This window comes from Burkholderia sp. Nafp2/4-1b (assembly GCF_003635165.1).
In the GTDB taxonomy this organism is placed as follows: Bacteria; Pseudomonadota; Gammaproteobacteria; order Burkholderiales; family Burkholderiaceae; genus Burkholderia.
In genome coordinates this window covers 148,031-169,776 of the sequence record NZ_ML058622.1, presented here as the reverse complement: position 1 = coordinate 169,776, position 21,746 = coordinate 148,031, and the positions used below count along the sequence as shown (strand labels likewise).

The following is a 21,746-nucleotide window of genomic DNA, read 5'->3' as shown; positions in this document are numbered from 1 at the left end:
AGGCCGACGCAGGACCGAACCATGACATCGAGCAGCACGCCGCGCTATCGCGGCATCTTCCCCGTCGTTCCGACGACGTTCTCCGACAGCGGCGAGCTCGACCTCGCGAGCCAGAAGCGCGCGGTCGACTTCATGATCGACGCGGGCTCGGACGGGCTGTGCATCCTCGCGAACTTCTCCGAGCAGTTCGCGGTCACCGACGACGAACGCGACGTGCTCACGCGCACGATTCTCGAACACGTCGCCGGCCGCGTGCCGGTGATCGTCACGACGTCGCACTACAGCACGCAGGTGTGCGCGGCGCGCAGCCTGCGCGCGCAGCAGCTCGGCGCGGCGATGGTGATGGCGATGCCGCCGTATCACGGCGCGACGTTCCGCGTGCCCGAAGCGCAGATCTTCGATTTCTATGCACGCGTGTCGAATGCGATCGACATCCCGATCATGATCCAGGACGCGCCGGCGAGCGGCACCGCGTTGTCCGCGCCGTTCCTCGCGCGGATGGCACGCGAGATCGAGCAGGTCGCCTATTTCAAGATCGAGACGCCCGGAGCCGCGAACAAGCTGCGCGAGCTGATCCGGCTCGGCGGCGATGCGATCGAAGGGCCGTGGGATGGCGAGGAGGCGATCACGCTGCTCGCCGATCTGCATGCGGGTGCGACCGGGGCGATGACGGGCGGCGGGTTTCCGGACGGTATCCGGCCGATCCTCGAAGCGTTCCGCGAAGGGCGGCACGACGATGCGTTCGCGCATTACCAGACGTGGCTGCCGCTGATCAATCACGAGAACCGCCAGTCCGGGATCCTCACCGCGAAGGCGCTGATGCGCGAAGGCGGCGTGATCGCGTGCGAGCGGCCGCGGCATCCGATGCCGGAACTGCACCCGGACACGCGTGCGGAGCTGATCGCGATCGCGCGCCGGCTCGACCCGCTCGTGCTGCGCTGGGCGCATTGAGCCAATGGCGAATGGCAAAGGAGATACGCAAATGAGCAAGGTGATTTCGCTGGGCGTGGTCGGGATCGGCAAGATCGCGCGCGACCAGCATTTGCCGGCGATCGCGGCCGAACCGGGCTTCGCGTTGACCGCCTGTGCGAGCCGTCACGCGGAAGTCAACGGCGTACGCAATTATCCGGACCTGAACGCGCTGCTGGCCGCCGAGCGCGAGCTCGACGCGGTGTCGCTGTGCGCGCCGCCGCAAGTGCGCTACGCTCAGGCCCGCGCCGCGCTCGAAGCCGGCAAGCACGTGATGCTCGAAAAGCCGCCGGGCGCGACGCTGGGTGAAGTCGCCGCGCTCGACGCGCTCGCGCGCGAACGCGGCCTCACGCTGTTCGCGACCTGGCACTCGCGCTGCGCGAGCGCGGTGGAGCCGGCGCGCGCGTGGCTCGCGACGCGCACGATCCGCGCGGTGCAGGTGCGCTGGAAGGAAGACGTGCGCCGCTGGCATCCGGGGCAGCAGTGGATCTGGGAGCCGGGCGGCCTCGGCGTGTTCGATCCGGGCATCAACGCACTGTCGATCGTCACGCGGATCCTGCCGCGCGAACTCGTGCTGCGGGAAGCGACGCTCTACGTGCCGAGCGACGCGCAGATGCCGATCGCGGCCGAGCTCGATTGCGCGGATACGGACGGCGTGCCCGTGCGTGCGGAATTCGACTGGCGCCACGGCCCCGTCGAGCAGTGGGAGATCGCGGTCGACACGTCGGACGGCGTGCTCGCGATCAGCCGCGGCGGCGCGCAGTTGTCGATCGGCGGCGAGCCGGTCGAGATCGGGCCGGAACGCGAGTATCCGGCGCTGTATGCACATTTCCGCGCGCTGATCGCGCGCGGCGAAAGCGATGTCGACGTGCGGCCGCTGCGGCTCGTCGCCGACGCGTTCCTGTTCGGGCGGCGCGTCGGGACCGACGCGTTCGGCCGCTGATACCGTGCCGGCGCGCGCCGCAGCGAGCGCGGCCCGACACGACGGAAGTTGAAGACCCAAGCCAATAGACAAGGAGACACCGCATGAACCGCACGAACCAAACGATCCGCCGACACACGCTGCGCGCGCTCTTCGCCGCGCTTTGCATCGCGCCGCTCGGGATGCAGGGCGCCGCCCACGCCGACGCGCCGCTGAAGATCGGCTTCCTGGTGAAGATGCCGGAACAGGCATGGTTCATCAACGAACAGAACGCGGCGTCCGCGCTCGGCCAGAAGGAGAACTTCTCGGTCGTGAAGATCGGCACGCCGGACGGCGAGAAGGTGCTGGCCGCGATCGACAACCTCGGCTCGCAAGGCGCGCAGGGCTTCGTGATCTGCGCGCCCGACGTGCGTCTCGGGCCGGCGATCGCGTCGCGCGCGAAGCGCTACAACATGAAGTTCGTGACGGTGGACGACCAGCTCGTCGACTCGACCGGCAAGCCGCTGCCGAACGTGCCGCACCTCGGGATGTCGGCGACGAAGATCGGCAACCAGGTCGGCCAGGCAATTTCCGACGAGATGAAGCGGCGTGGCTGGAAGCCGGAAGAAGTCGGCGCGCTGCGAATCACCAACAACGAGCTGCCGACCGCGAAGCTGCGCACCGACGGCGCGACGCAGGCGCTGCTCGCGAACGGCTTCCGCAAGGACAACATCTTCGACGCGCCGCAGAAGACGACCGACGACGAAGGCGGCTTCAGCGCGGCCGCGCCGGTGCTCGCGCGCCATCCGAACATCAAGAAGTGGGTGGTCTACGCGCTGAACGAGGAAACCGTGCTGGGCGCGGTGCGTGCGACCGAACAGCTGCACATCCCGGCGGCCGACGTGATCGGTGTCGGCATCAACGGCGCGGGCGAGGCGTTCGCCGAATTCCAGAAGAAGGAGCCGACCGGCTTCTACGGGACGATCGCGGTCAGCTCGACGAACCACGGCAAGGACAGCACGCAGAACCTCGTCGAGTGGATCCGCAACGGCAAGACGCCGCCGGCGGATACGCAGACGAGCGGCAAGCTGATGACGCGCGCGAACTGGCAGGCCGTGCGCGCCGAGCTCGGCATCTGAGCGTGCGGGGCGACGACGCGATGACGATGCAGACGATCACGGCCGTATCCCGCGACGCCGCCGCGGCCACGCTGGGCGCCGCGGCGCCGCCGCCCGGGGACGCGCTGCTCGCGCTCGACGGCATCACGGTGACCTTCCCGGGCGTGCGTGCGCTCGACGGCGTGTCGCTGTCGGTGCGCGCGGGCGAGGTGCACGGGCTGATGGGTGAAAACGGCGCGGGTAAATCGACGCTGCTGAAGGTGCTGTCCGGCGTGAATCAGCCGCAGGCCGGCACGCTGACGCTGAACGGCACGGTGCAGCGCTTCGCGTCGACGCGCGCCGCGCTCGAGGCCGGCATCGCGATCATCTACCAGGAACTGCATCTGGTGCCCGAGCTGACGGTCGCCGAAAACCTGATGCTCGGCCAGTTGCCGAGCCGGCTCGGCGTGGTCGACGAGCGCGCCCTCGCGGTGCGCGCGCTCGATGCGCTGGAGCGGCTCGGCGAGCACATCGATCCCGACATCCCGGTGAAGTATCTGTCGATCGGTCAGCGCCAGATGATCGAGATCGGCAAGGCGCTGATGCGCGACGCGCGCGTGATCGCGTTCGACGAACCGACGAGCTCGCTGTCCGCGCGCGAGACGACGCAGCTGTTCCGCATCATCCGGTCGCTGCGCGCGGACGGGCGGGCGATCATCTACGTCACGCACCGGATGGAGGAAGTCGACGCGCTGTGCGATCGCGTGACGGTGTTCCGCGACGGCCGCCGCATCGAGACGTTCGAATCGGTCGCCGATCTCGATCGCGACCGGCTGATCGGCTGCATGGTCGGCCGCTCGATCGAGGACGTGTACGGCTATCGGCCGCGCAGGGCCGGCGACGTGCTCATCGAGGCGAAGGGGCTGACCGGGCCCGGCTTGTCGGAACCGGTGTCGTTCGCCGCGCGGCGCGGCGAGATCGTCGGCTTCTTCGGGCTGGTCGGCGCGGGCCGTTCCGAGCTGATGAAGCTGCTGTACGGCGCCGCGCGCCCGAGCGGCGGGCACGTCGAGCTGGGCGGCAAGCGCGTCGCGTTCGCGAGCCCGCGCCACGCGGTGCGCGCCGGCATCGCGCTGTGCCCGGAAGACCGCAAGCAGGAAGGCATCGTCGCGATCGCGTCGGTGGCCGACAACCTGAACATCAGTGCGCGCCGTCATTTCAGCCCGGCGCGCATGCTGCTCGACGCGCGGCGCGAACGCGAGCTCGCACAGAAATACATCGAGCGGCTTGCAATCAAGACGCCTCACGGCGACACGCCGATCGGCGCGCTGTCGGGCGGCAACCAGCAGAAGGTCGTGCTCGCGCGCTGGCTGGCCGAGCGCATCGACGTGTTCCTGATGGACGAGCCGACGCGCGGCATCGACGTGGGCGCGCGCGCGGAAATCTACAACCTGTTCTACGAACTCGCGGAAGCGGGCCGCACGGTGATCCTCGTGTCGAGCGATCTGGCCGAGGTGATCGGCGTGGCGGATCGCATCATCGTGATGAAGGAAGGACGGATCGCGGGCGAGGTGACGAAGGCGCAGGCGACGCCCGACGCACTGATCAAGCTCGCGCTGCCGCGCTAGCGGCGTGCAGTCAACCGGAAAGCAACTGAACTGATATGAGCCAGGCAATGCAACCCCAACGCACTTCCCCGTCCCCGGACGCCCCGGCCGTGCCCGCGCGCGCGCGCGGCGGCATCTGGCAGCTGATGAACCGCTCCGGCATCGTGATGGTGTTTCTCGTGCTGTTCGCGACGCTGTCGCTGACCGTGCCGGACTTCCTCACGCCGCGCAACATCCAGGGCCTGCTGCTGTCGGTCACGCTGATCGGCTCGATCGCGGTGACGATGATGTTCGTGCTCGCGCTCGGCGAAGTCGACCTGTCGGTCGCGTCGATCGTCGCGTTCTCCGGCGTGGTCGCATCGACGCTGATCACCGCGACGCACAGCGTGCTGCTCGGCACCGCGGCCGGCATTCTCGCGGGCGGCGCGGTCGGGCTCGTGAACGGCGTGCTGATCGCGCGCTGGCGGATCAATTCGCTGATCGTCACGCTCGCGATGATGGAAGTCGTGCGCGGGCTCGCGTTCATCACGTCCAACGGCGACGCGGTGATGATCTCCGAGGAGCGCTTCTTCGAGCTCGGCGGCGGGTCGTTCCTCGGCATCTCGTATCCGATCTGGAGCAACATCGTCGGCTTCGTCGTGTTCGGCTTCCTGCTGCGCAAGACGGTGTTCGGCAAGAACGTGCTGGCCGTCGGAGGCAACGGCGAAGCCGCGCTGCTCGCGGGGCTGCCGGTGATGCGCATCAAGATCGCGGTGTTCGTGCTGCAGGGGCTCGTGACCGGCTTCGCCGGCGTGATGCTCGCGTCGCGGATGAGCCTCGGCGATCCGAAGACGTCGGTCGGCCTCGAGCTCGGCGTGATCTCCGCGTGCGTGCTCGGCGGCGTGTCGCTGACGGGCGGGGTCGCGACGATCTCCGGCGTGCTGGTCGGCGTGCTGATCATGGGCTCCGTGCAGGACGCGATGAGCCTGCTGAACGTGCCGACCTTTTACCAATATCTGATACGCGGCGGAATTCTGTTGCTCGCGGTGCTGTTCGACCAGTATCGTCGCAACCAGCGCCGCGCGATGAAGATCTGACTTCGCCCCCCGCGCGGCCGCCTGTACATACGACCAATATCGGGAGACGGCATGCAACAGACTCAACCGGGCACGGCGGCGTCGCTGCTGGTCGACAGCCGCAATACGCTCGGCGAAGGCGCGACGTGGTGCGACGCGACGCGCGCGCTGTACTGGACGGACATCGAAGGGGCGCGGCTGTGGCGCTGCCGCGCGGACGGCTCGGCCCTCACGCAGTGGCCGATGCCTGAACGGCTCGCGTGCTTCGCACTGACGAACGCGCCGGACGTGCTGCTCGTCGGGCTGGCGACGCATCTCGCGTTCTTCGATCTGCGCAGCGGCGCGTTCACGCGGATCGTCGACGTCGAACCCGACCTGCCGACGCGGCTGAACGACGGCCGGTGCGATCCGGACGGCGCGTTCGTGTTCGGGATGAAGGACGAAGGCGGCGATCCGCCGCGCGCGGTCGGCGGGTTCTACCGGCTCAATCCGGACCTCACGCTCGAGCGGCTCGCGCTGCCGGCGGCGGCGATCGCGAACAGCATCGCGTTCTCGCCGGACGGCACGCAGATGACGTTCTGTGATTCGATGGTGCGCGAGATTTTCGTCTGTGATTACCGCGCGGGCGGCGACGTGTCCAACGTGCGGGCGTTCGCACGGCTGACCGATGCGCACGGCGATCCGGACGGCTCGACGATGGATCGCGACGGCGGGCTGTGGAATGCGCAGTGGGGCGGCTTGCGCGTGGTGCGCTATGGGCCGGACGGCATCGAGACGGATCGCGTGGCGGTGCCGACCGCGCAGCCGAGCTGCGTGGCGCTCGACGGTGACGGCCGGCTTTATGTGACGAGTGCGCGCGTCGGGTTGAGCGACGAGGCGCTGGCGAGCGATGCCGATGCCGGCGGCGTGTTCGTCGCGCAGACGCGCTACGCAGGGTTGCCGACTGCGCGGTTCATGGGCGCGCCGCGCCGCTGACCGCGGCTTCACGTACCGGGTGGGTCCCGTTCATGGGATCCCGCTCGAGCGCCGCGGGCCTCGTGGCCCGGTCCGCAGTCTTCCGCGCATGCATGAGCGCAGGGTGACGGTCCGGCTTCCTCGAACACCCCGACACCCCTGTTCTCCCCCGACCTGCTGGTAAGATGGCCCGCAATTCCATCCCGCCCGCACCATGAGTTCCGCACCGACCAAGCCCGCGAATTCGAAGAACGCTGCGAAGACCACCGCGAAGAACGCCGCCCGCGCCACGAGCGACAAGCCGAAGGCGCGCGCGCCGCAGCGCCTGACCTACGTGATCGGCGGCCTCGACCGGCTGCTGCGCCGTCACATGACCGACGCGCTCGCGCCGCTCGGCATCACGCTCGCGCAATACACGGCGCTGTCGGTGCTCGAGGCGCGCGGCGCGTCGTCGAACGCGCAACTGGCAGAGCGCTCGTGGATCACGCCGCAGTCGGCGAACGAGGTGATGAGCGTGATGGCCGCGCGCGGTTTCGTCACGCGCGAAGCCGACCCGTCGCACGGCCGCATCATCCTGCTGACACTGACCGACGCAGGCGCGGCGATGCTGCGCGAATGCGAAGCCGTGCTGCGCCCGCTCGAGGCACGCATGCTCGGCGACATCTCGGCCGACGACGCCGCGCACGTGCAGCGCGCGCTCGAACTGTTCTCGCGCAACCTGCGCGGCTGACCGCTTTCCACGATCTTCACGCGACGCGGGTGCGGGAGCAGGCCGCTCCGGCCGCGTTCGCTTCACAGGCGCCCTCGACGGGCGCCCCACCGTTCCCCGATTCTTCCGACGTTTCTCCGCGTTCCGCTGCGGGTTTACACCGGCGTTCGTGCCGCTTGCAATATCAGGTAGCCTGATATTAAATGAAGTCGTCCGCAGCAGGAATGCTGCGCACCGAATCGCATTGGATCGCACTGAAAACGAACGACAGGAACAGACATGAGCAAGTACGACAACCGCTGGCAGACCGTTGAAGTGAAAGTGGAGGCCGGCATCGCGTGGGTCACGTTGAACCGCCCGGAGAAGCGCAATGCGATGAGCCCGACGCTGAACCGCGAGATGCTGGACGTCCTCGACGCGGTCGAATTCGACGACGAAGCGAAGGTGCTGGTGCTGACCGGCGCGGGCGCCGCGTGGACGGCCGGCATGGATCTGAAGGAATATTTCCGCGAGATCGACGGCGGCTCCGACGTGCTGCAGGAAAAGGTGCGCCGCGACGCGTCGGAATGGCAATGGCGCCGCCTGCGGATGTACAACAAGCCGACGATCGCGATGGTGAACGGCTGGTGCTTCGGCGGCGGGTTCTCGCCGCTCGTCGCGTGCGACCTCGCGATCGCGGCGGACGACGCGGTGTTCGGGCTGTCGGAGATCAACTGGGGCATCCCGCCGGGCAACCTCGTCAGCAAGGCGATGGCGGACACGGTCGGGCATCGCCGCGCGCTGCACTACATCATGACCGGCGACACGTTCACCGGCGCGGAAGCGGCCGAGATGGGCCTCGTGAACAGCAGCGTGCCGCTCGCCGAGCTGCGCGACGCGACGATCGCGCTCGCCGCGCGGCTGATGGACAAGAACCCGGTCGTGCTGCGCGCGGCGAAGCACGGCTTCAAGCGTTCGCGCGAACTCACGTGGGAACAGTGCGAGGATTACCTGTATGCGAAGCTCGACCAGGCGCAGCTGCGCGATCCGGAGCGCGGCCGCGAGCAGGGTCTGAAACAGTTCCTCGACGACAAGACGATCAAGCCGGGCCTGCAGGCATACAAGCGCTGATACAAGCGCGGACGCAGCCGCCGGCGTCATTGCAGGTGCAATCGCCGGTGTAATCGCAAGAGAAAGGCAAGGCAGGAGACGACATGACCGACAGACGGATGCTGATCGCCGGCGAGTGGTGCACCGCCCGCGACGGGCGAACCTTTGACCGATTCAGCCCCGCGACGGGCGCGCTCGCGTCGCGCGCGCCGGCGGCCGGCGTGGCCGACGTCGACGCGGCGATCGATGCCGCGCACCGCGCATTCCCCGCGTGGGCCGCGCTCGCGCCGACCGAGCGGCGCCGCCGGCTGCTGAAGGCGGCCGACCTGATGGACGCGCGCATCGACGAGATCATCGCGACGGGTGTCGCCGAAACCGGCGCGACGCCGGGCTGGCTCGGCTTCAACGTGACGCTCGCGGCGAACATGCTGCGCGAGGCGGCGTCGATGACCACGCAGATCGACGGCGACGTGATCCCGTCCGACGTGCCCGGCAATTTCGCGCTCGCGCTGCGCGTGCCGTGCGGTGTGGTGCTCGGCATCGCGCCGTGGAATGCGCCGGTGATCCTCGGCACGCGTGCACTGGCGATGCCGCTCGCGTGCGGCAATACGGTCGTGCTGAAGGCGTCGGAAGCGTGTCCGGGCGTGCACGCGCTGATCGGCGCGGTGCTGGACGAAGCGGGGCTCGGCGCGGGTGTCGTCAACGTGATCACCCACGCAGCGGCCGATGCACCCGAACTCGTCGAACGGATGATCGCGCATCCGCATGTGAAGCGGATCAACTTCACCGGCTCGACGCACGTCGGGCGCATCATCGCGCGTCATGCGGCCGCGCACCTGAAACCTGTGCTGCTCGAACTCGGCGGCAAGGCACCGGTGCTCGTGCTCGACGATGCGGATCTCGATGCGGCGGTCGACGCGATCGCGTTCGGCGCGTTCTTCAACCAGGGGCAGATTTGCATGTCGACCGAGCGCGTGATCGCCGCGCGGCCGATCGCCGATGCGCTCGTCGAACGGCTGACCGAAAAGGCGCGCACGCTCGTTGCCGGCGACCCGCAGGCCGGGCATCCGCTCGGCACGATGGTCGATGCGTCGGCTGCCGCGCGCGCGGCGTCGCTGGTCGAGGATGCGCGTGCGCATGGCGCGCAACTGCCGCTCGGCTGCCGTGTGGAAGGCGCGACGATGCAGCCCGCGATCGTCGACGGCGTCACGCGCGACATGCGGCTGTATCGCGAGGAGTCCTTTGCACCGGTGGTGGCGATCCTGCGCGCGGACAGCGACGACGAAGCGGTCGCGCTCGCGAACGACAGCGAGTTCGGGTTGTCGGCGAGCGTGTTCAGCCGCGATATCGCGCGTGCGATGGCGGTCGCGCGCCGGATCGAATCGGGGATCTGCCACATCAACGGGCCGACCGTGCACGACGAAGCGCAGATGCCGTTCGGCGGCACGAAGGCGAGCGGCTACGGCCGCTTCGGCAGCCGTGCGTCGATCGCCGAATTCACCGAGCTGCGCTGGATCACCGTGCAGACCGCGCCACGGCATTACCCGATATGAGCGAGCCGACGATGAATGCAGAGAAGGCGCCGCCTCAGGTCGGACAACATGCCGACGCCGTGCGCTATCGCGCGGCCGCCGTCGCGGTCGGCGCGGCCGAGATTCGCCGCGACGACGACGGGACCTGGTACCTGCGCTCACGCGAACCGCTCGGCGCTTACCCGACGCGTATCACCGACTGCCTCGTGCGCGGCGCGCACGCGCATCCGGACCGCGTGCTGGCCGCGCGGCGCGGCGCCGACGGCCGGTGGATCGAAGTCACCTACGCGCAGATGCTCGAACGCGCCCGCGCGATCGGGCAGGGCCTCGTCGATCTCGGGCTGTCGGCGGAGCGTCCGCTCGCGGTGCTGTCCGGCAACGATCTCGAGCACCTCCAGATGATGTTCGCGGCGATGCTGGCCGGCGTGCCGTACTCGCCGATCTCGCCCGCGTATTCGCTGGTGTCGACCGATTACGGCAAGCTGCGTCACACGCTCGGCGTGCTGCGCCCGGGCGCGGTGTTCGTCGCCGAACGCGCGCCGTTCGCGCGTGCGCTCGACGCGACGTTGCCGGCCGATGCGGTGCTGATCGTCGCAAGCGATGCGGATGCCGATGCCGGTGCCGATGCCGATGCGAACACGGCCGGAAAGGGCCGCACGGTGCCGCTGTCGCGCCTGCTCGCCAAGGTCCCGCGCACGATCGACGACATCCACGCGGCGGTCGGCCCCGACCATCTCGCGAAGATCCTGTTCACGTCCGGTTCGACGAAGCAGCCGAAGGCCGTGCCGACCACGCACCGGATGCTGTGCAGCAACCAGCAGATGCTGCGCCAGACGATGCCCGAGCTCACGCGCGAGCCGCCGGTGCTGGTCGACTGGCTGCCGTGGAATCACACGTTCGGCGGCAGTCACAACCTCGGCATCGCGCTGTACAACGGCGGCACGCTGTACATCGACGACGGTCGCCCGGTGCCGGGCCGCTTCGACGAAACCGTGCGCAACCTGCGCGAGATCGCGCCGACGATCTACTTCAACGTGCCGAAGGGCTGGGAAGAGCTGACTACCGCGCTGGAGCGCGATGCCGAACTGCGCGACACGTTCTTCTCGCGCGTGAAGCTGTATTTCTTCGGCGGCGCGGGGCTGTCGCAGGCCGCGTGGGACCGTCTCGACCGCGTGACCGAAGCGCATTGCGGCGAGCGCATCCGGATCATGGCCGGCCTCGGGATGACGGAGGCGTCGCCGTCGTGCCTGTTCACGACCGGCCCGCTGATGCGCTCCGGCTATATCGGGCTGCCCGCGCCCGGCTGCGACGCGAAGCTCGTGCCGTGCGGCGGCAAGCATGAACTGCGCTTCAAGGGGCCGAACGTGATGCGCGGCTACTGGCACGCGGACGTCGATCCGCGCGACGTGTTCGACGACGAAGGCTATTACCGCAGCGGCGACGCGGGCGTGTTTGCCGATCCGGAGCGTCCGGAACTCGGGCTGCTGTTCGACGGCCGGCTGACCGAGGATTTCAAGCTGAGCAGCGGCACGTTCGTCAGCGTCGGGCCGTTGCGCGCGAACGCGGTGTCGAGCGGCGCGCCGTACGTGCAGGACGTGGTGGTCACCGGGATCAATCGTGACGACATCGGCTTGCTGGTGTTTCCGCGCGTCGATGCGTGCCGTGGGCTGGCAGGGCTCGGCGCCGATGCATCCGTGACCGACGTGCTGCGCGCGCCGGCCGTACGCGCGTCGTTCGCGGCGTGGCTGGCCGCGCTGAACCGGAACGCGAGCGGCGGTTCGACGTTCGTCGCGCGCATCCGGTTGATCGACACGCCGCCGTCGCTCGATCTCGGCGAAGTGACCGACAAGGGTTCGCTGAACCAGGCGGCCGTGCAGAAGCATCGCGCGGCGACGATCGATGCGCTGTACGACCCGGCGCGGCGCGATCCCGATGTGATTTACGCGTAACGCAGGTCCAGGCAGCAACCAGCAGCAAGCAGCAAGCAGCAACAAGGAGCCACAACGACCGGCCGGTCACGATACCGGCAGGCGCTTTTGCGGCCAGTGAATCAGGCTTCCTGATAAAGGAAGCCGTTCCGACGACACCTCGCGCGCCGTTTCGCCGTTGGCCGGCGGCGGCGCGCGGTGGTCGTTGCATGGCCGACCGACTACAAGACATCGGACTGGAGACAAGATGAACACCTACGTTGCCGAAAAACCCACGGTCGCGACCACGCTCGCGCTGTGTTTCGCGATCGCACTTCTCGAAGGGCTCGACCTGCAGTCGGTCGGCGTCGCCGCGCCGCGCATGGCGCGCGAATTCGGGCTGTCCGTGTCGCAGATGGGCATCGCGTTCAGCGCGGGCACCTTCGGGCTGCTGCCGGGCGCGATGCTCGGCGGCCGGCTCGCCGACCGGATCGGCCGCAAGCGCGTGCTGATCGCGTCGGCCGTGCTGTTCGGCCTGCTGTCGATCGCGACCGCGCAGGTATCGACGTTCGCGATGCTCGTCGTCGTGCGCGTGCTGACCGGCATCGGCCTCGGCGGCGCGATGCCGAACCTGATCGCGCTGTCGTCCGAAGCGGTCGAGCCGCGCTCGCGCAGCAGCGCGGTCGCGACGATGTATTGCGGGATCCCGTTCGGCGGCGTGATCGCGTCGCTGATCGGCGTGCTGCTCGCGGGCGACACCGAATGGCGGCACATCTTCTACGTCGGCGGCGTGGGGCCGCTGCTGCTCGTGCCGCTGCTGGTGTGGTTCCTGCCGGAATCGCGCGCGTATCTCGACGTCGCCGGCACGCAGGCCGCGCGCACCACCGTCGCCCGCACGCTATTCGGCGACGGCCGCACGACGTCGACGGTCGCGCTGTGGGTCAGCTACTTCTGCACGCTGATCGTCCTCTACTTCCTGCTGAACTGGCTGCCGTCGCTGATGGCGTCGCGCGGGCTCGATCGCGCGCACGTCGGCTTCGTGCAGATCGCGTTCAACGTCGGCGCGGGGCTGGGTGCACTCGGCATCGGCGCGGCGCTCGACCGGATGCGCGCGTCGCGCGTGGTCGGCGGCATGTATGTCGGGATCGTGCTGTCGCTCGCCGCGCTCGCGGCCGCGCCCGGTTTCGCGTCGCTCGCGGCGGCCGCGTTCGCGGCGGGGATGTTCGTGGTCGGCGGGCAGTCGGTGCTGTATGCGCTCGCGGCGATCTACTACCCGACCGCGATGCGCGGTACCGGCGTCGGCGCGGCGGTGGCCGTCGGCCGGCTCGGTTCCGTCGTCGGGCCGCTCGCGGCCGCGACGCTGCTGGCCGCGGGCCGCAGCGCGCCCGTCGTGATCGGCGCGAGCATCCCCGTCACGCTCGTCGCGGCCTTCGCCGCCTTCGTGCTGATTCGCCGCCCGCAAGCCGGCGACTGACGCTTCGTTTTTTCAATGCGCGCCGTCAGAGCGCGCTTACTCAAGGTCTGGAGACGCAACGACATGAAGACGAAGACAAGGAACGGCCTGCTGGCCGCCGGCGCGTGCTGCGCGCTCGCCGCGCCGGGCGCGCACGCGCAGTCGAGCGTGACGCTGTACGGGATCATCGATACGGGCGTCGAGTTCGTGTCGCACGCGAACGCGGCCGGCGATCACGTCGTGCGGATGCCGGGCGTGACGGGCGAACTGCCGTCGCGCTGGGGCCTGCGCGGCGCCGAGGATCTCGGCGGCGGCTACCAGGCGGTGTTCACGCTCGAAAGCGGCTTCAACGTGCGCGGCGGCGATCTCGGGCAGGGCGGCCGGCTGTTCGGGCGGCAGGCGTTCGTCGGGCTGAAGGGCGGCTTCGGCACGCTCGCGTTCGGCCGCCAGTACACGATGACCTATCTCGCGTTGCAGGGCGCGGACATCATCGGCCCCGACATCTACGGGCTCGGCTCGTTCGACGCCTACGTGCCGAATGGCCGCGCCGACAACGCGGTGACCTACATCGGCACGTATCGCGGCGTGACGCTCGGCGCCGCGTATTCGTTCGGCCGCGACGGCGCGGGCACCGGCAACTCGCCGGGGCAGGGCACGTGCGCGGGGCAGGTGCCGGGCGATGCCACGCAGTGCCGCAACTGGTCGGTGATGCTCAAGTACGACAGCGCGTATTTCGGTGCGGCGGCGTCGTATGAGGAACAGCGCGGCGGCACCGGCGCGGCCGCGAACTTCTTCGATGGCGTGGCGCCCGTCCCCTTCACGAGCAGCGGCGGCAAGGACGCGCGCACGCACGTGAGCGCGTATGCGCAGGCGGCCGGCGCGAAGATCGGCGCGGGCTGGATCGGGCGGCGCGTGTCGACCGGCTCGCCGGCCGCGCCCGGTGCGCATTCGGACTTGTTCTTCCTGGGCGCGTCGTATGCGGTGAAGCCCGACTTCATCGTCGACGGCGAAGGCTATCGGATCGTCAACAGTGCGCACGACACGCGCGCGACGATGGCCACGCTGCGCGCGACCTACCTGCTGAGCAAGCGCACGGCCGTCTACGCGCAATCGTCGTATCTGTGGAACAGCGCGCATGCGCGCTACGCGGTCAGCGGCGGCGGGGCCGGCACGACGCCCGGCGCAGGAATGGGACAGCTCGGCGCGATGGTCGGCGTGCGGCACATGTTCTGATCCATCGGCGCGACGAACTGAACGGGAGATACCGTGAACAGAAAATCTGCGTTCCTCTGTATTGCGCCGCTGTCCGCTGCGGCCGTGCTCGCCGGATGCGGCGGCGACGATTCGGTCAGCTCCGCGCCGACCCACCTCAGCGCCGCGACGCCGGCCGCGATGACGCAGACCTGCGACGCGCTCGCCGCGAAGCTGTCGTATGCGAACACGTCGTTCACGTCGGTGACGACCGCGGCCGCCGGCGCGCTGAAGGTGGCCGGCAAGCCGATCGCCGAGCACTGCGTGATCGAAGGGAAGATGAACGAGCGCGTGAGCGCGGTGGACGGCAAGACCTACGCGATCGGCTTCGAGATGCGGCTGCCGAAGGCATGGAACGGCCGCTTCTTCTACCAGGCGAACGGCGGGCTCGACGGCAACGTCATGACCGCGACCGGCGAGATCGGCGGCGGCGGGCCGCTCACCGACGCACTGAACATGGGCTTCGCGGTGATCAGCTCGGATTCCGGGCACAGCGCCGCGCAGAATCCGCTGTTCGGCCTCGATCCGCAGGCGCGGCTCGACTACGGCTACGGCGCCGTCGACGCGCTCACGCCGATGGCGAAGCAGGTGATCCGGCTCGCGTACGGGAAGACGCCCGATCGCAGCTATTTCGGCGGTTGCTCGAACGGCGGCCGGCACGCAATGGTCACGGCCGTGCGCAACCCGGGCGACTACGACGGGATCGTCGCGGGCGATCCGGGCTTCCATCTGCCGAAGGCGGCGATCGGCGAGATGTACGGCGCGCAGCAGTTCGCGAAGATCGCGTCGGCGACCGGAACGAACGGGCTGCCCGATATCCGCAGCGGCTTCACCGATACGGAGCGCCAGTTCGTCGGCGCGAAGATCCTCGACAAGTGTGATGCGCTCGACGGCGCGACCGACGGGATGGTGCAGGACGTCGCCTCGTGCCAGGCGCACTTCAGCGTCGAAGCGGACATCCCGACCTGCGCGAACGGCACGCGTACCGGCGCGTGCCTGACCACCGCGCAGAAGAGCGCGCTCGAGAACGTGTTCGCGGGCGCACGCAACAGCGCGGGCACGGCGCTCTACGCGAGCTTTCCGTACGATCCAGGCATGTCGGGCCCCGGCTGGGCCGCGTGGAAGCAGTCGAATTCCGTCGTGCTCGACCCGGCCGCGATGGCGTTCACGTTCATGACGCCGCCGAAAACCGCTTCGACGCTCGCGAACCTCGCCGGCTTCGCGCTCGGCTTCGACATGGACAATGACGCGCCGGCGATCTTCGCGACCAATAGTGACTACACGCAATCGTCGTGGTCGTTCATGACGCCGCCCGACGAGACCAACCTCGCCGCGCTGAAGTCGCGCGGCGCGAAGATGCTCGTCTATCACGGCACCGGCGACCCGGTGTTCTCGTTCAACGACACCGCCGACTGGTACGCGCGGCTCGCGCAGGCGAACGGCGGCGATGCGTCGAGCTTCGCGCGCTTCTATCCGGTGCCGGGGATGAACCACTGCTCGGGCGGGCCGGCGGCCGACCAGTTCGACATGCTGACGCCGCTCGTCGCGTGGGTCGAACAGGGGCAGGCGCCGACGGCGGTCGTTGCCACCGCGCGCGACACGACGAACGCGGTGCCGAACGCGGACGTGCCGTCGTCGTGGGGCGCCGGACGCACGCGGCCGCTGTGTCCGTATCCGCAGGTCGCACGCTACAACGGGTCGGGCGACGTGAATTCGGCGGCGAGCTTCAGTTGTCGTTGATGTAGAGGAAGGGGGATGTACCGATGCGCGCACGCATCGGTACATTCGCTGTGGCGGGCGGGAAGGTTGGGGAAGCGGCGATGTCGCACGCTCGACCACGGCGTTTTCCGGGTGGTGCCGCATCCGGATGTACTATGGCGCCTCTCCGTCGGAGCGACGCGTCCTGACCGACGTGCCGCGCCACGCATCTTTCCTCCGATTCGACCATGCAAACCGTAGCGGTACTCGACTTCGAAACAACGGGGCTTTCTCCGAACATGGGGGACAGGGCGACCGAAATCGCCGTGATTCTTCTCCGCGACGGCGAAATCGTCGACCGTTACCAGAGCCTGATGAACGCAGGGCGCCGCATTCCGTCCGACGTCGTCGCGCTGACCGGCATCACGAACGAGATGATCGCGTCGGCGCCGCCGGTGGCGAAGGTCATGAAGGAAGCCGCCGCGTTCGTCGGCAGCCATCCGGTCGTCGCGCATAACGCCGGCTTCGACAAGCGGTTCTGGCAGGCCGAGCTCGGGATGCTCGGGGTGGCGGCCGAGCATGCGTTCGCGTGCACGATGCTCGTTTCCAGGCGCATCTATCCGGACGCGCGAAGCCACCGGCTGTCGAGCCTCGCCGACATGCTGCGCTTGCCGCAGACGGGCCGCGCCCACCGGGCGATGGTCGACGCGGAGATCGCGAGCCACCTGTGGTGCCGCTTGCAGCGCGACATCGGCGAGACCTACGGGCTGCGGCACGTCGATCACGGGCTCATGTCGCGGCTGCAGACGACGAGCAAGGCGAAGGTCGCGACGTTCTTCGGTTCGTTGACCGCCGGCGCGCGCTGATAGCGGCTGACGTCGGCCGTCATTCGCCGGGATCCAATCGGCACCTTGAGTCGGTGCTCGCTTGCCCGGATTCACCGGCACCTCGAGCCCGACCTTCACGCGGCTCATGTTCACCAGCGTCTTGAACCGCTTCACGTTGTTGTTCGCGAAGAACAGCTCGCGCGCGAGCGGCGCGCGTTCAAGGCGGCATAGCAGGGCATGAGGCCGCCGGAACACGGCGGCCCTGACGAAACATCGCCGAAGCGTTACGCTTCGGCGGCGCGCTTGCCCGGCGCGTCGGCCGTGCTGGTGCGATCGAGGATCGCCAGCACTTCGCGCGCGGTGTTCTCCGAATGGCTGCGCAGCACCTGCGGCAGCAACGCATGGTCGGGATCGGCGAGCGCGGCCATGATCTCGTCGTGCTCGTGCAGCGATTCGGCCCAGCGCAGCGTGTCCGCGTTCGCGGCGCCGCGCGCGCGGTGCACCTTCGACATCAGCGATGCATAGACGCCCGACAGCACCGGGTTGCCGGCCGCGTCGATAATCATCTGATGGATCTGCTGGTTCAGCCGGAAATATTCGACCCGCTTGCCGGCTTCATGGCACTCGACCATCCGCCGGTGCTTCGCCTGTAGCGAGGCAAGCGTCGACGCGCCGATCCGCTTGCGCAGCAATTCTCCCGCCATCGCCTCCAGCCCGTGCAGCAGCTCGAACGTCGACACGAGATCGTCGATGTCGATCGACGCGACGCGATAGCCGATGTACTGGCGATGCGTGACGGCGCCTTCCGCGACGAGCACCTTCAGCGCTTCGCGCAGCGGCGTTTTCGACACGTCGAACGCGAGGCTCAGTTCCTTTTCGTCGATGCGCGCGCCGGGCGGCAATTCGCCCTCGTCGATCATCACGCGCAGGCGCGCGGCGATCTCGGCGGCCATGCCGCGCGTGCGCAGAAGCAGGGGATTGCGGGGTGTCTGGCTCATGGTGTGTGGAAGCTTATCACGATATCGGGGCTTACCCTGCGTCATCATATACACACAACAATCTCAATCAAACCAAGCGTTTACGCTAACGGTAATTATAAATTTCTAATCCTATACTCGACTCAACGTTGCGCGACGTCCCGACCATCCTCGTTCATCTGTGGAGTCCGTCCATGTCTTCAACCTCCGGTGTCGCCGGCCTGACGGTCGGCAAGTCCGCCGTCCGCTGGAAGATATTCGTCGTCATGCTGAGCCTCATCGCGATCAACTACGTCGATCGCGCGTCGCTGTCCGTCGCCATGCCTTACATCTCGCAGGAGTTCAACATCGGGCCAGCGATGGAGGGTCTGATCCTCAGCTCGTTTTTCTGGACCTACGCGGTGATGCAGATCCCGGGCGGAATGCTGGCCGACCGGTTCAAGCCGCGCATCGTGATCGCGACGGCGACCGTGTTCTGGGGCTTCTTCCAGGCGATCGCCGCGCTGTGCACGAACGCGCCATCGCTGCTACTCACGCGCCTCGGCCTCGGCGCATCGGAAGCGCCGATCTACCCGGCCGGCGGCAAGCTCAACGCGATCTGGATGACGCAGACCGAGCGCGGCCGCGGCGCCACGCTGCTCGACGGCGGCGCGCCGCTCGGCGCGGCCCTGGGCGCGGTGCTGATCGCCGGGCTGATCGCGCTGCTCGGCTCGTGGCGGCTCGCGTTCGCGGTGGCCGGGGTCGGCACGGTGCTCGCCGGCTTCCTCGCGTGGTACTACATCCGCAACACGCCGCGCGAGCATCCGGGCGTCAACGATCTCGAAGCCGACTACATCGAGGCGTCGCACGCGAGCGACCTCGCGGCCGAGCCGGCCGGTGCGTCGGGCCGTTCGCGCGACTTCTTCGAGTACCGCTCGGTGTGGTGCATGTTCTTCGGCTGGATGTGCTTCAACAGCGTGTTCTACGGGCTGCTCACGTGGATGCCGAACTACCTGCACAAGGTGCACGGCTTCGACATCAAGCAGATGGGCGGCTCGACCTTCATCATCTTTTTCTGCGGCTTCGTCGGCGAACTGCTCGGCGGCTGGATCGCCGACAAGTGGAAGGCCGCGGGCGGGCGCCCGAACGTCGTGATGCGCACGCTGTTCGGCATCGCCGCGGTGATCGCGACCATGTCGATCTTCTCGGTCGCGTATGTGAAGGATCCGGTCGTGTGCGTCGCGCTGCTGTCGACGACGCTGTTCTTCCTGCGCTGGTGCGGGCTGTACTGGTGCATCCCGTCGTCGCTCGGCACGCGCAACAAGATCGGCTTCCTCGGCGGCTTCATGAACCTCGGCGGCATCACCGTGCCGATCCTCGTCGGCGCGATCGTGCAATTCACCGGTTCCTACTTCCTTGCGCTGATGGTGTTCGCGGCGGCGGGCATCGGCCTGCTCGTGTGCTCCAGCGCGATCGACTACGAAAACAAGCTCCCGGTCTGACCGCCCCTTTCACGGCATTAATTGCATTCATTGGTAGAGAGAAACCCACATCATGAAGAAACGTACCCTGCTCGGCATGCTCACCCCTTCGTCCAACACGTCGCTCGAACCGCTGACGAGCGCGATGGTCGCCGGCCTGCCGGGCGTGTCCGCGCATTTCGCGCGCTTTCCCGTCACCGAGATCTCGCTGTCGGGCCAGGCGCTCGGCCAGTTCGACGACGACAAGATCATCCAGGCCGCGCTGCTGCTCGCCGACGCGAAGGTCGACGTGATCGCGTGGAACGGCACGTCGTCCGGCTGGCTCGGCTTCGAGGCCGACGAGCGGCTGTGCCAGCGGATCACCGCCGCGACCGGTATACCCGCCACGACTTCGGTGCTCGCGCTCAACGAGATCCTGAAGAAAACCAACGCACACGAGTTCGGCCTCGTCACGCCGTATCTCGACGACGTGCAGACGAAGATCATCGACAACTACGGCCGTTCCGGGCTGAACTGCATCGCCGAGCGTCACCTGAACCTGAAGGTCAATTTCTCGTTCTCCGAAGTAACCGGCGACGAGATCGGCGGGATGGTGCGCGACGTCGCGAAGGCCGGCCCGCGCGCGATCTCGATCTTCTGCACGAACCTCAACGCCGCGCACCTCGTGCCCGCGCTCGAGGAAGAGACGGGCATTCCGATCTACGACACGATCTCGACCGTCGTGTGGAAGTCGCTGCAGCTCGCCGACTACGACACGCGGCAGGTGAAGGGCTGGGGGCGTCTCTTCAGCGACGTGATCTGAGGCGCGCGCCATGTCGAACGATCTCGATTTCGTGATCCGTCACGCGGACGTCGTGACGGCGTCGGACCGGTTCTCGTGCGACATCGGCATTCGCGCGGGGCGCGTGGCCATGCTCGGCCACGGGCTGCCGCGCGCGCCGCGCGAGCTTGATGCGACCGGAATGCTCGTGATGCCGGGCGGCGTCGATGCGCACTGCCATCTCGACCAGCCGATGCCCGACGGGCTGAAGATGGCCGACGACTTCCTGTCCGGCACGCGTTCCGCACTGTGCGGCGGCACGACCACGGTCGTGCCGTTCGCCGCGCAGGCGAAAGGGCAGTCGCTGCAGGCGGCCGTCGACGACTATCACCGGCGCGCGGAAGGGCGCGCGCTGATCGACTACGGTTTTCACCTGATCGTCGCGGACCCGACGCCGCACGTGCTGGCAGAGGAATTGCCGCGGCTGATCGCGAACGGCTATACGTCGTTCAAGGTGTACATGACCTACGACGACCTGAAACTGAACGACCGGCAGATGCTCGACGTACTGTCCGTCGCGCGCGAGCACGGCGCGCTCGTGATGGTGCATGCGGAGAACTCGGACTGCATCGGCTGGCTGACCGAACGGCTGCTCGGCGATGGTCACACCGCGCCGCACTTCCATGCACACGCACGGCCATCCGTGGTCGAGCGCGAGGCGACGCATCGCGCGATCGCGTTCGCGGAACTCGTCGACGTGCCGATCCTGATCGTGCACGTGTCGGGCGCCGAGGCGATCGAGCAGATTCGCTGGGGGCAGTCGCGCGGGTTGCCGATTCTGGCTGAGACGTGCCCGCAGTATCTGTACCTGACCGCCACCGATCTCGGCCACGGCGGTCACGACGGCTACGAAGGCGCGAAGTGCGTATGCAGCCCGCCGCCGCGCGATCCGGCCAACCAGCAGGCCGTGTGGAAGGCGTTGAAGCAGGGCGTGTTCTCGGTATTCTCGTCCGACCACGCGCCGTTCAACTACGACGATCCGTGCGGCAAGCATCCGGGCGGTCATGCCGTGTCGTTCGACCATATTCCGAACGGAATTCCCGGTCTCGAAACGCGCCTGCCGCTGCTGTTCGACGGCGTGCGCAAGGGGCACCTGTCGCTGCATCAGTTCGTCGAGCTGACGTCGCTGCGGCCCGCGAAGCTGTACGGGCTGTATCCGCGCAAGGGGACGATCGCGGTCGGCGCCGATGCGGATATCGTCGTGTGGGATCCCGACAAGCGCGTGCGGATCGCGAATGCATCGTTGCATCATGCGGTCGACTACACGCCTTATGAAGGGATCGAGGTGACGGGCTGGCCGCGTCATTGCCTGTCGCGCGGCGACCTGCTGGTCGAGGACGGCCGGCTGCTGGCGGCTCCACCGGGGCGCGGGCAGTTCCTGCCGGCCGGCAAGCCGTGCCTCGATTGACGTCCATCGATGTGAGCGGCCGCTCCACGCAGCGG

Annotated in this window: 18 protein-coding genes and 1 pseudogene; 17 read left to right on the top strand and 2 right to left on the bottom strand. The window is 68.3% G+C overall.

Going from position 1 to position 21,746, the window contains the following annotated elements; all coding sequences use genetic code 11:
* Positions 1-21 precede the first annotated feature (21 nt).
* From C7H84_RS29665 to C7H84_RS29600, 14 genes are all read left to right on the top strand, one after another.
* A complete protein-coding gene (locus tag C7H84_RS29665; RefSeq protein ID WP_121862126.1) occupies positions 22-951 on the top strand; it encodes a dihydrodipicolinate synthase family protein in 930 nt (309 codons plus the stop codon).
* A 31-nt stretch (positions 952-982) separates the two neighbouring features.
* On the top strand, positions 983-1,912 hold the full coding sequence (locus C7H84_RS29660; RefSeq protein WP_121862125.1) for a Gfo/Idh/MocA family oxidoreductase: 930 nt from the start codon (positions 983-985) through the stop codon (positions 1,910-1,912).
* 83 nt (positions 1,913-1,995) lie between these two features.
* Entirely contained in the window at positions 1,996-3,009 is a 1,014-nt protein-coding gene (locus tag C7H84_RS29655; RefSeq protein ID WP_121862124.1) for an arabinose ABC transporter substrate-binding protein, read from the top strand.
* A 20-nt stretch (positions 3,010-3,029) separates the two neighbouring features.
* Positions 3,030-4,592 carry an L-arabinose ABC transporter ATP-binding protein AraG gene (araG, locus tag C7H84_RS29650; protein WP_121862143.1) on the top strand — a complete coding sequence of 521 codons (1,563 nt, stop codon included), beginning with the start codon at positions 3,030-3,032 and terminating at the stop codon, positions 4,590-4,592.
* Between the two features lie 35 nt (positions 4,593-4,627).
* Positions 4,628-5,647 carry an L-arabinose ABC transporter permease AraH gene (gene araH / locus C7H84_RS29645; RefSeq protein WP_121862123.1) on the top strand — a complete coding sequence of 340 codons (1,020 nt, stop codon included), beginning with the start codon at positions 4,628-4,630 and terminating at the stop codon, positions 5,645-5,647.
* 51 nt (positions 5,648-5,698) lie between these two features.
* On the top strand, positions 5,699-6,601 hold the full coding sequence (locus C7H84_RS29640; RefSeq protein ID WP_121862122.1) for an SMP-30/gluconolactonase/LRE family protein: 903 nt from the start codon (positions 5,699-5,701) through the stop codon (positions 6,599-6,601).
* Positions 6,602-6,794: 193 nt separating this feature from the next.
* Positions 6,795-7,310 (top strand): MarR family winged helix-turn-helix transcriptional regulator, encoded by a 516-nt coding sequence (locus tag C7H84_RS29635; protein WP_121862121.1) that lies wholly within the window; start codon positions 6,795-6,797, stop codon positions 7,308-7,310.
* 258 nt (positions 7,311-7,568) lie between these two features.
* On the top strand, positions 7,569-8,399 hold the full coding sequence (locus tag C7H84_RS29630; protein ID WP_121862120.1) for a p-hydroxycinnamoyl CoA hydratase/lyase: 831 nt from the start codon (positions 7,569-7,571) through the stop codon (positions 8,397-8,399).
* Between the two features lie 83 nt (positions 8,400-8,482).
* Positions 8,483-9,931, top strand: coding sequence for an aldehyde dehydrogenase (locus C7H84_RS29625; RefSeq protein WP_121862119.1), 1,449 nt, complete (start codon positions 8,483-8,485; stop codon positions 9,929-9,931).
* Between the two features lie 11 nt (positions 9,932-9,942).
* On the top strand, positions 9,943-11,859 hold the full coding sequence (locus C7H84_RS29620) for a feruloyl-CoA synthase (protein ID WP_121862142.1): 1,917 nt from the start codon (positions 9,943-9,945) through the stop codon (positions 11,857-11,859).
* Between the two features lie 226 nt (positions 11,860-12,085).
* A complete protein-coding gene (gene mhpT / locus C7H84_RS29615) occupies positions 12,086-13,291 on the top strand; it encodes a 3-(3-hydroxy-phenyl)propionate transporter MhpT (RefSeq protein WP_121862118.1) in 1,206 nt (401 codons plus the stop codon).
* A gap of 63 nt (positions 13,292-13,354) precedes the next feature.
* On the top strand, positions 13,355-14,503 hold the full coding sequence (locus C7H84_RS29610; protein ID WP_121862117.1) for a porin: 1,149 nt from the start codon (positions 13,355-13,357) through the stop codon (positions 14,501-14,503).
* A 33-nt stretch (positions 14,504-14,536) separates the two neighbouring features.
* Positions 14,537-16,261 (top strand): tannase/feruloyl esterase family alpha/beta hydrolase, encoded by a 1,725-nt coding sequence (locus C7H84_RS29605; protein WP_121862116.1) that lies wholly within the window; start codon positions 14,537-14,539, stop codon positions 16,259-16,261.
* Positions 16,262-16,467: 206 nt separating this feature from the next.
* Entirely contained in the window at positions 16,468-17,085 is a 618-nt protein-coding gene (locus C7H84_RS29600) for a 3'-5' exonuclease (RefSeq protein WP_121862115.1), read from the top strand.
* Positions 17,086-17,145: 60 nt separating this feature from the next.
* On the opposite strand, the pseudogene C7H84_RS37265 reads toward C7H84_RS29600, so the two are convergent.
* Together C7H84_RS37265 and C7H84_RS29590 are read right to left on the bottom strand one after the other, a co-directional pair.
* Positions 17,146-17,253, bottom strand: a pseudogene (locus C7H84_RS37265) (AsnC family transcriptional regulator); the annotation flags it as partial.
* 77 nt (positions 17,254-17,330) lie between these two features.
* Positions 17,331-18,044: a GntR family transcriptional regulator gene (locus tag C7H84_RS29590; RefSeq protein ID WP_121862114.1), complete on the bottom strand. Its 714-nt coding sequence runs from the start codon at positions 18,042-18,044 to the stop codon at positions 17,331-17,333.
* A 173-nt stretch (positions 18,045-18,217) separates the two neighbouring features.
* On the opposite strand from C7H84_RS29590, the gene C7H84_RS29585 reads away from it, so the two are divergent.
* From C7H84_RS29585 to hydA, 3 genes are read left to right on the top strand one after another with little or no spacing between them, the layout of a single operon-like run.
* Positions 18,218-19,504, top strand: coding sequence for an MFS transporter (locus C7H84_RS29585; RefSeq protein WP_121862113.1), 1,287 nt, complete (start codon positions 18,218-18,220; stop codon positions 19,502-19,504).
* A gap of 52 nt (positions 19,505-19,556) precedes the next feature.
* Complete coding sequence (locus C7H84_RS29580; RefSeq protein ID WP_121862112.1) at positions 19,557-20,285, top strand: aspartate/glutamate racemase family protein; 729 nt, start codon at positions 19,557-19,559, stop codon at positions 20,283-20,285.
* A gap of 10 nt (positions 20,286-20,295) precedes the next feature.
* Positions 20,296-21,711 (top strand): dihydropyrimidinase, encoded by a 1,416-nt coding sequence (gene hydA, locus C7H84_RS29575; protein WP_121862111.1) that lies wholly within the window; start codon positions 20,296-20,298, stop codon positions 21,709-21,711.
* The last annotated feature ends 35 nt before the right edge of the window (positions 21,712-21,746 follow it).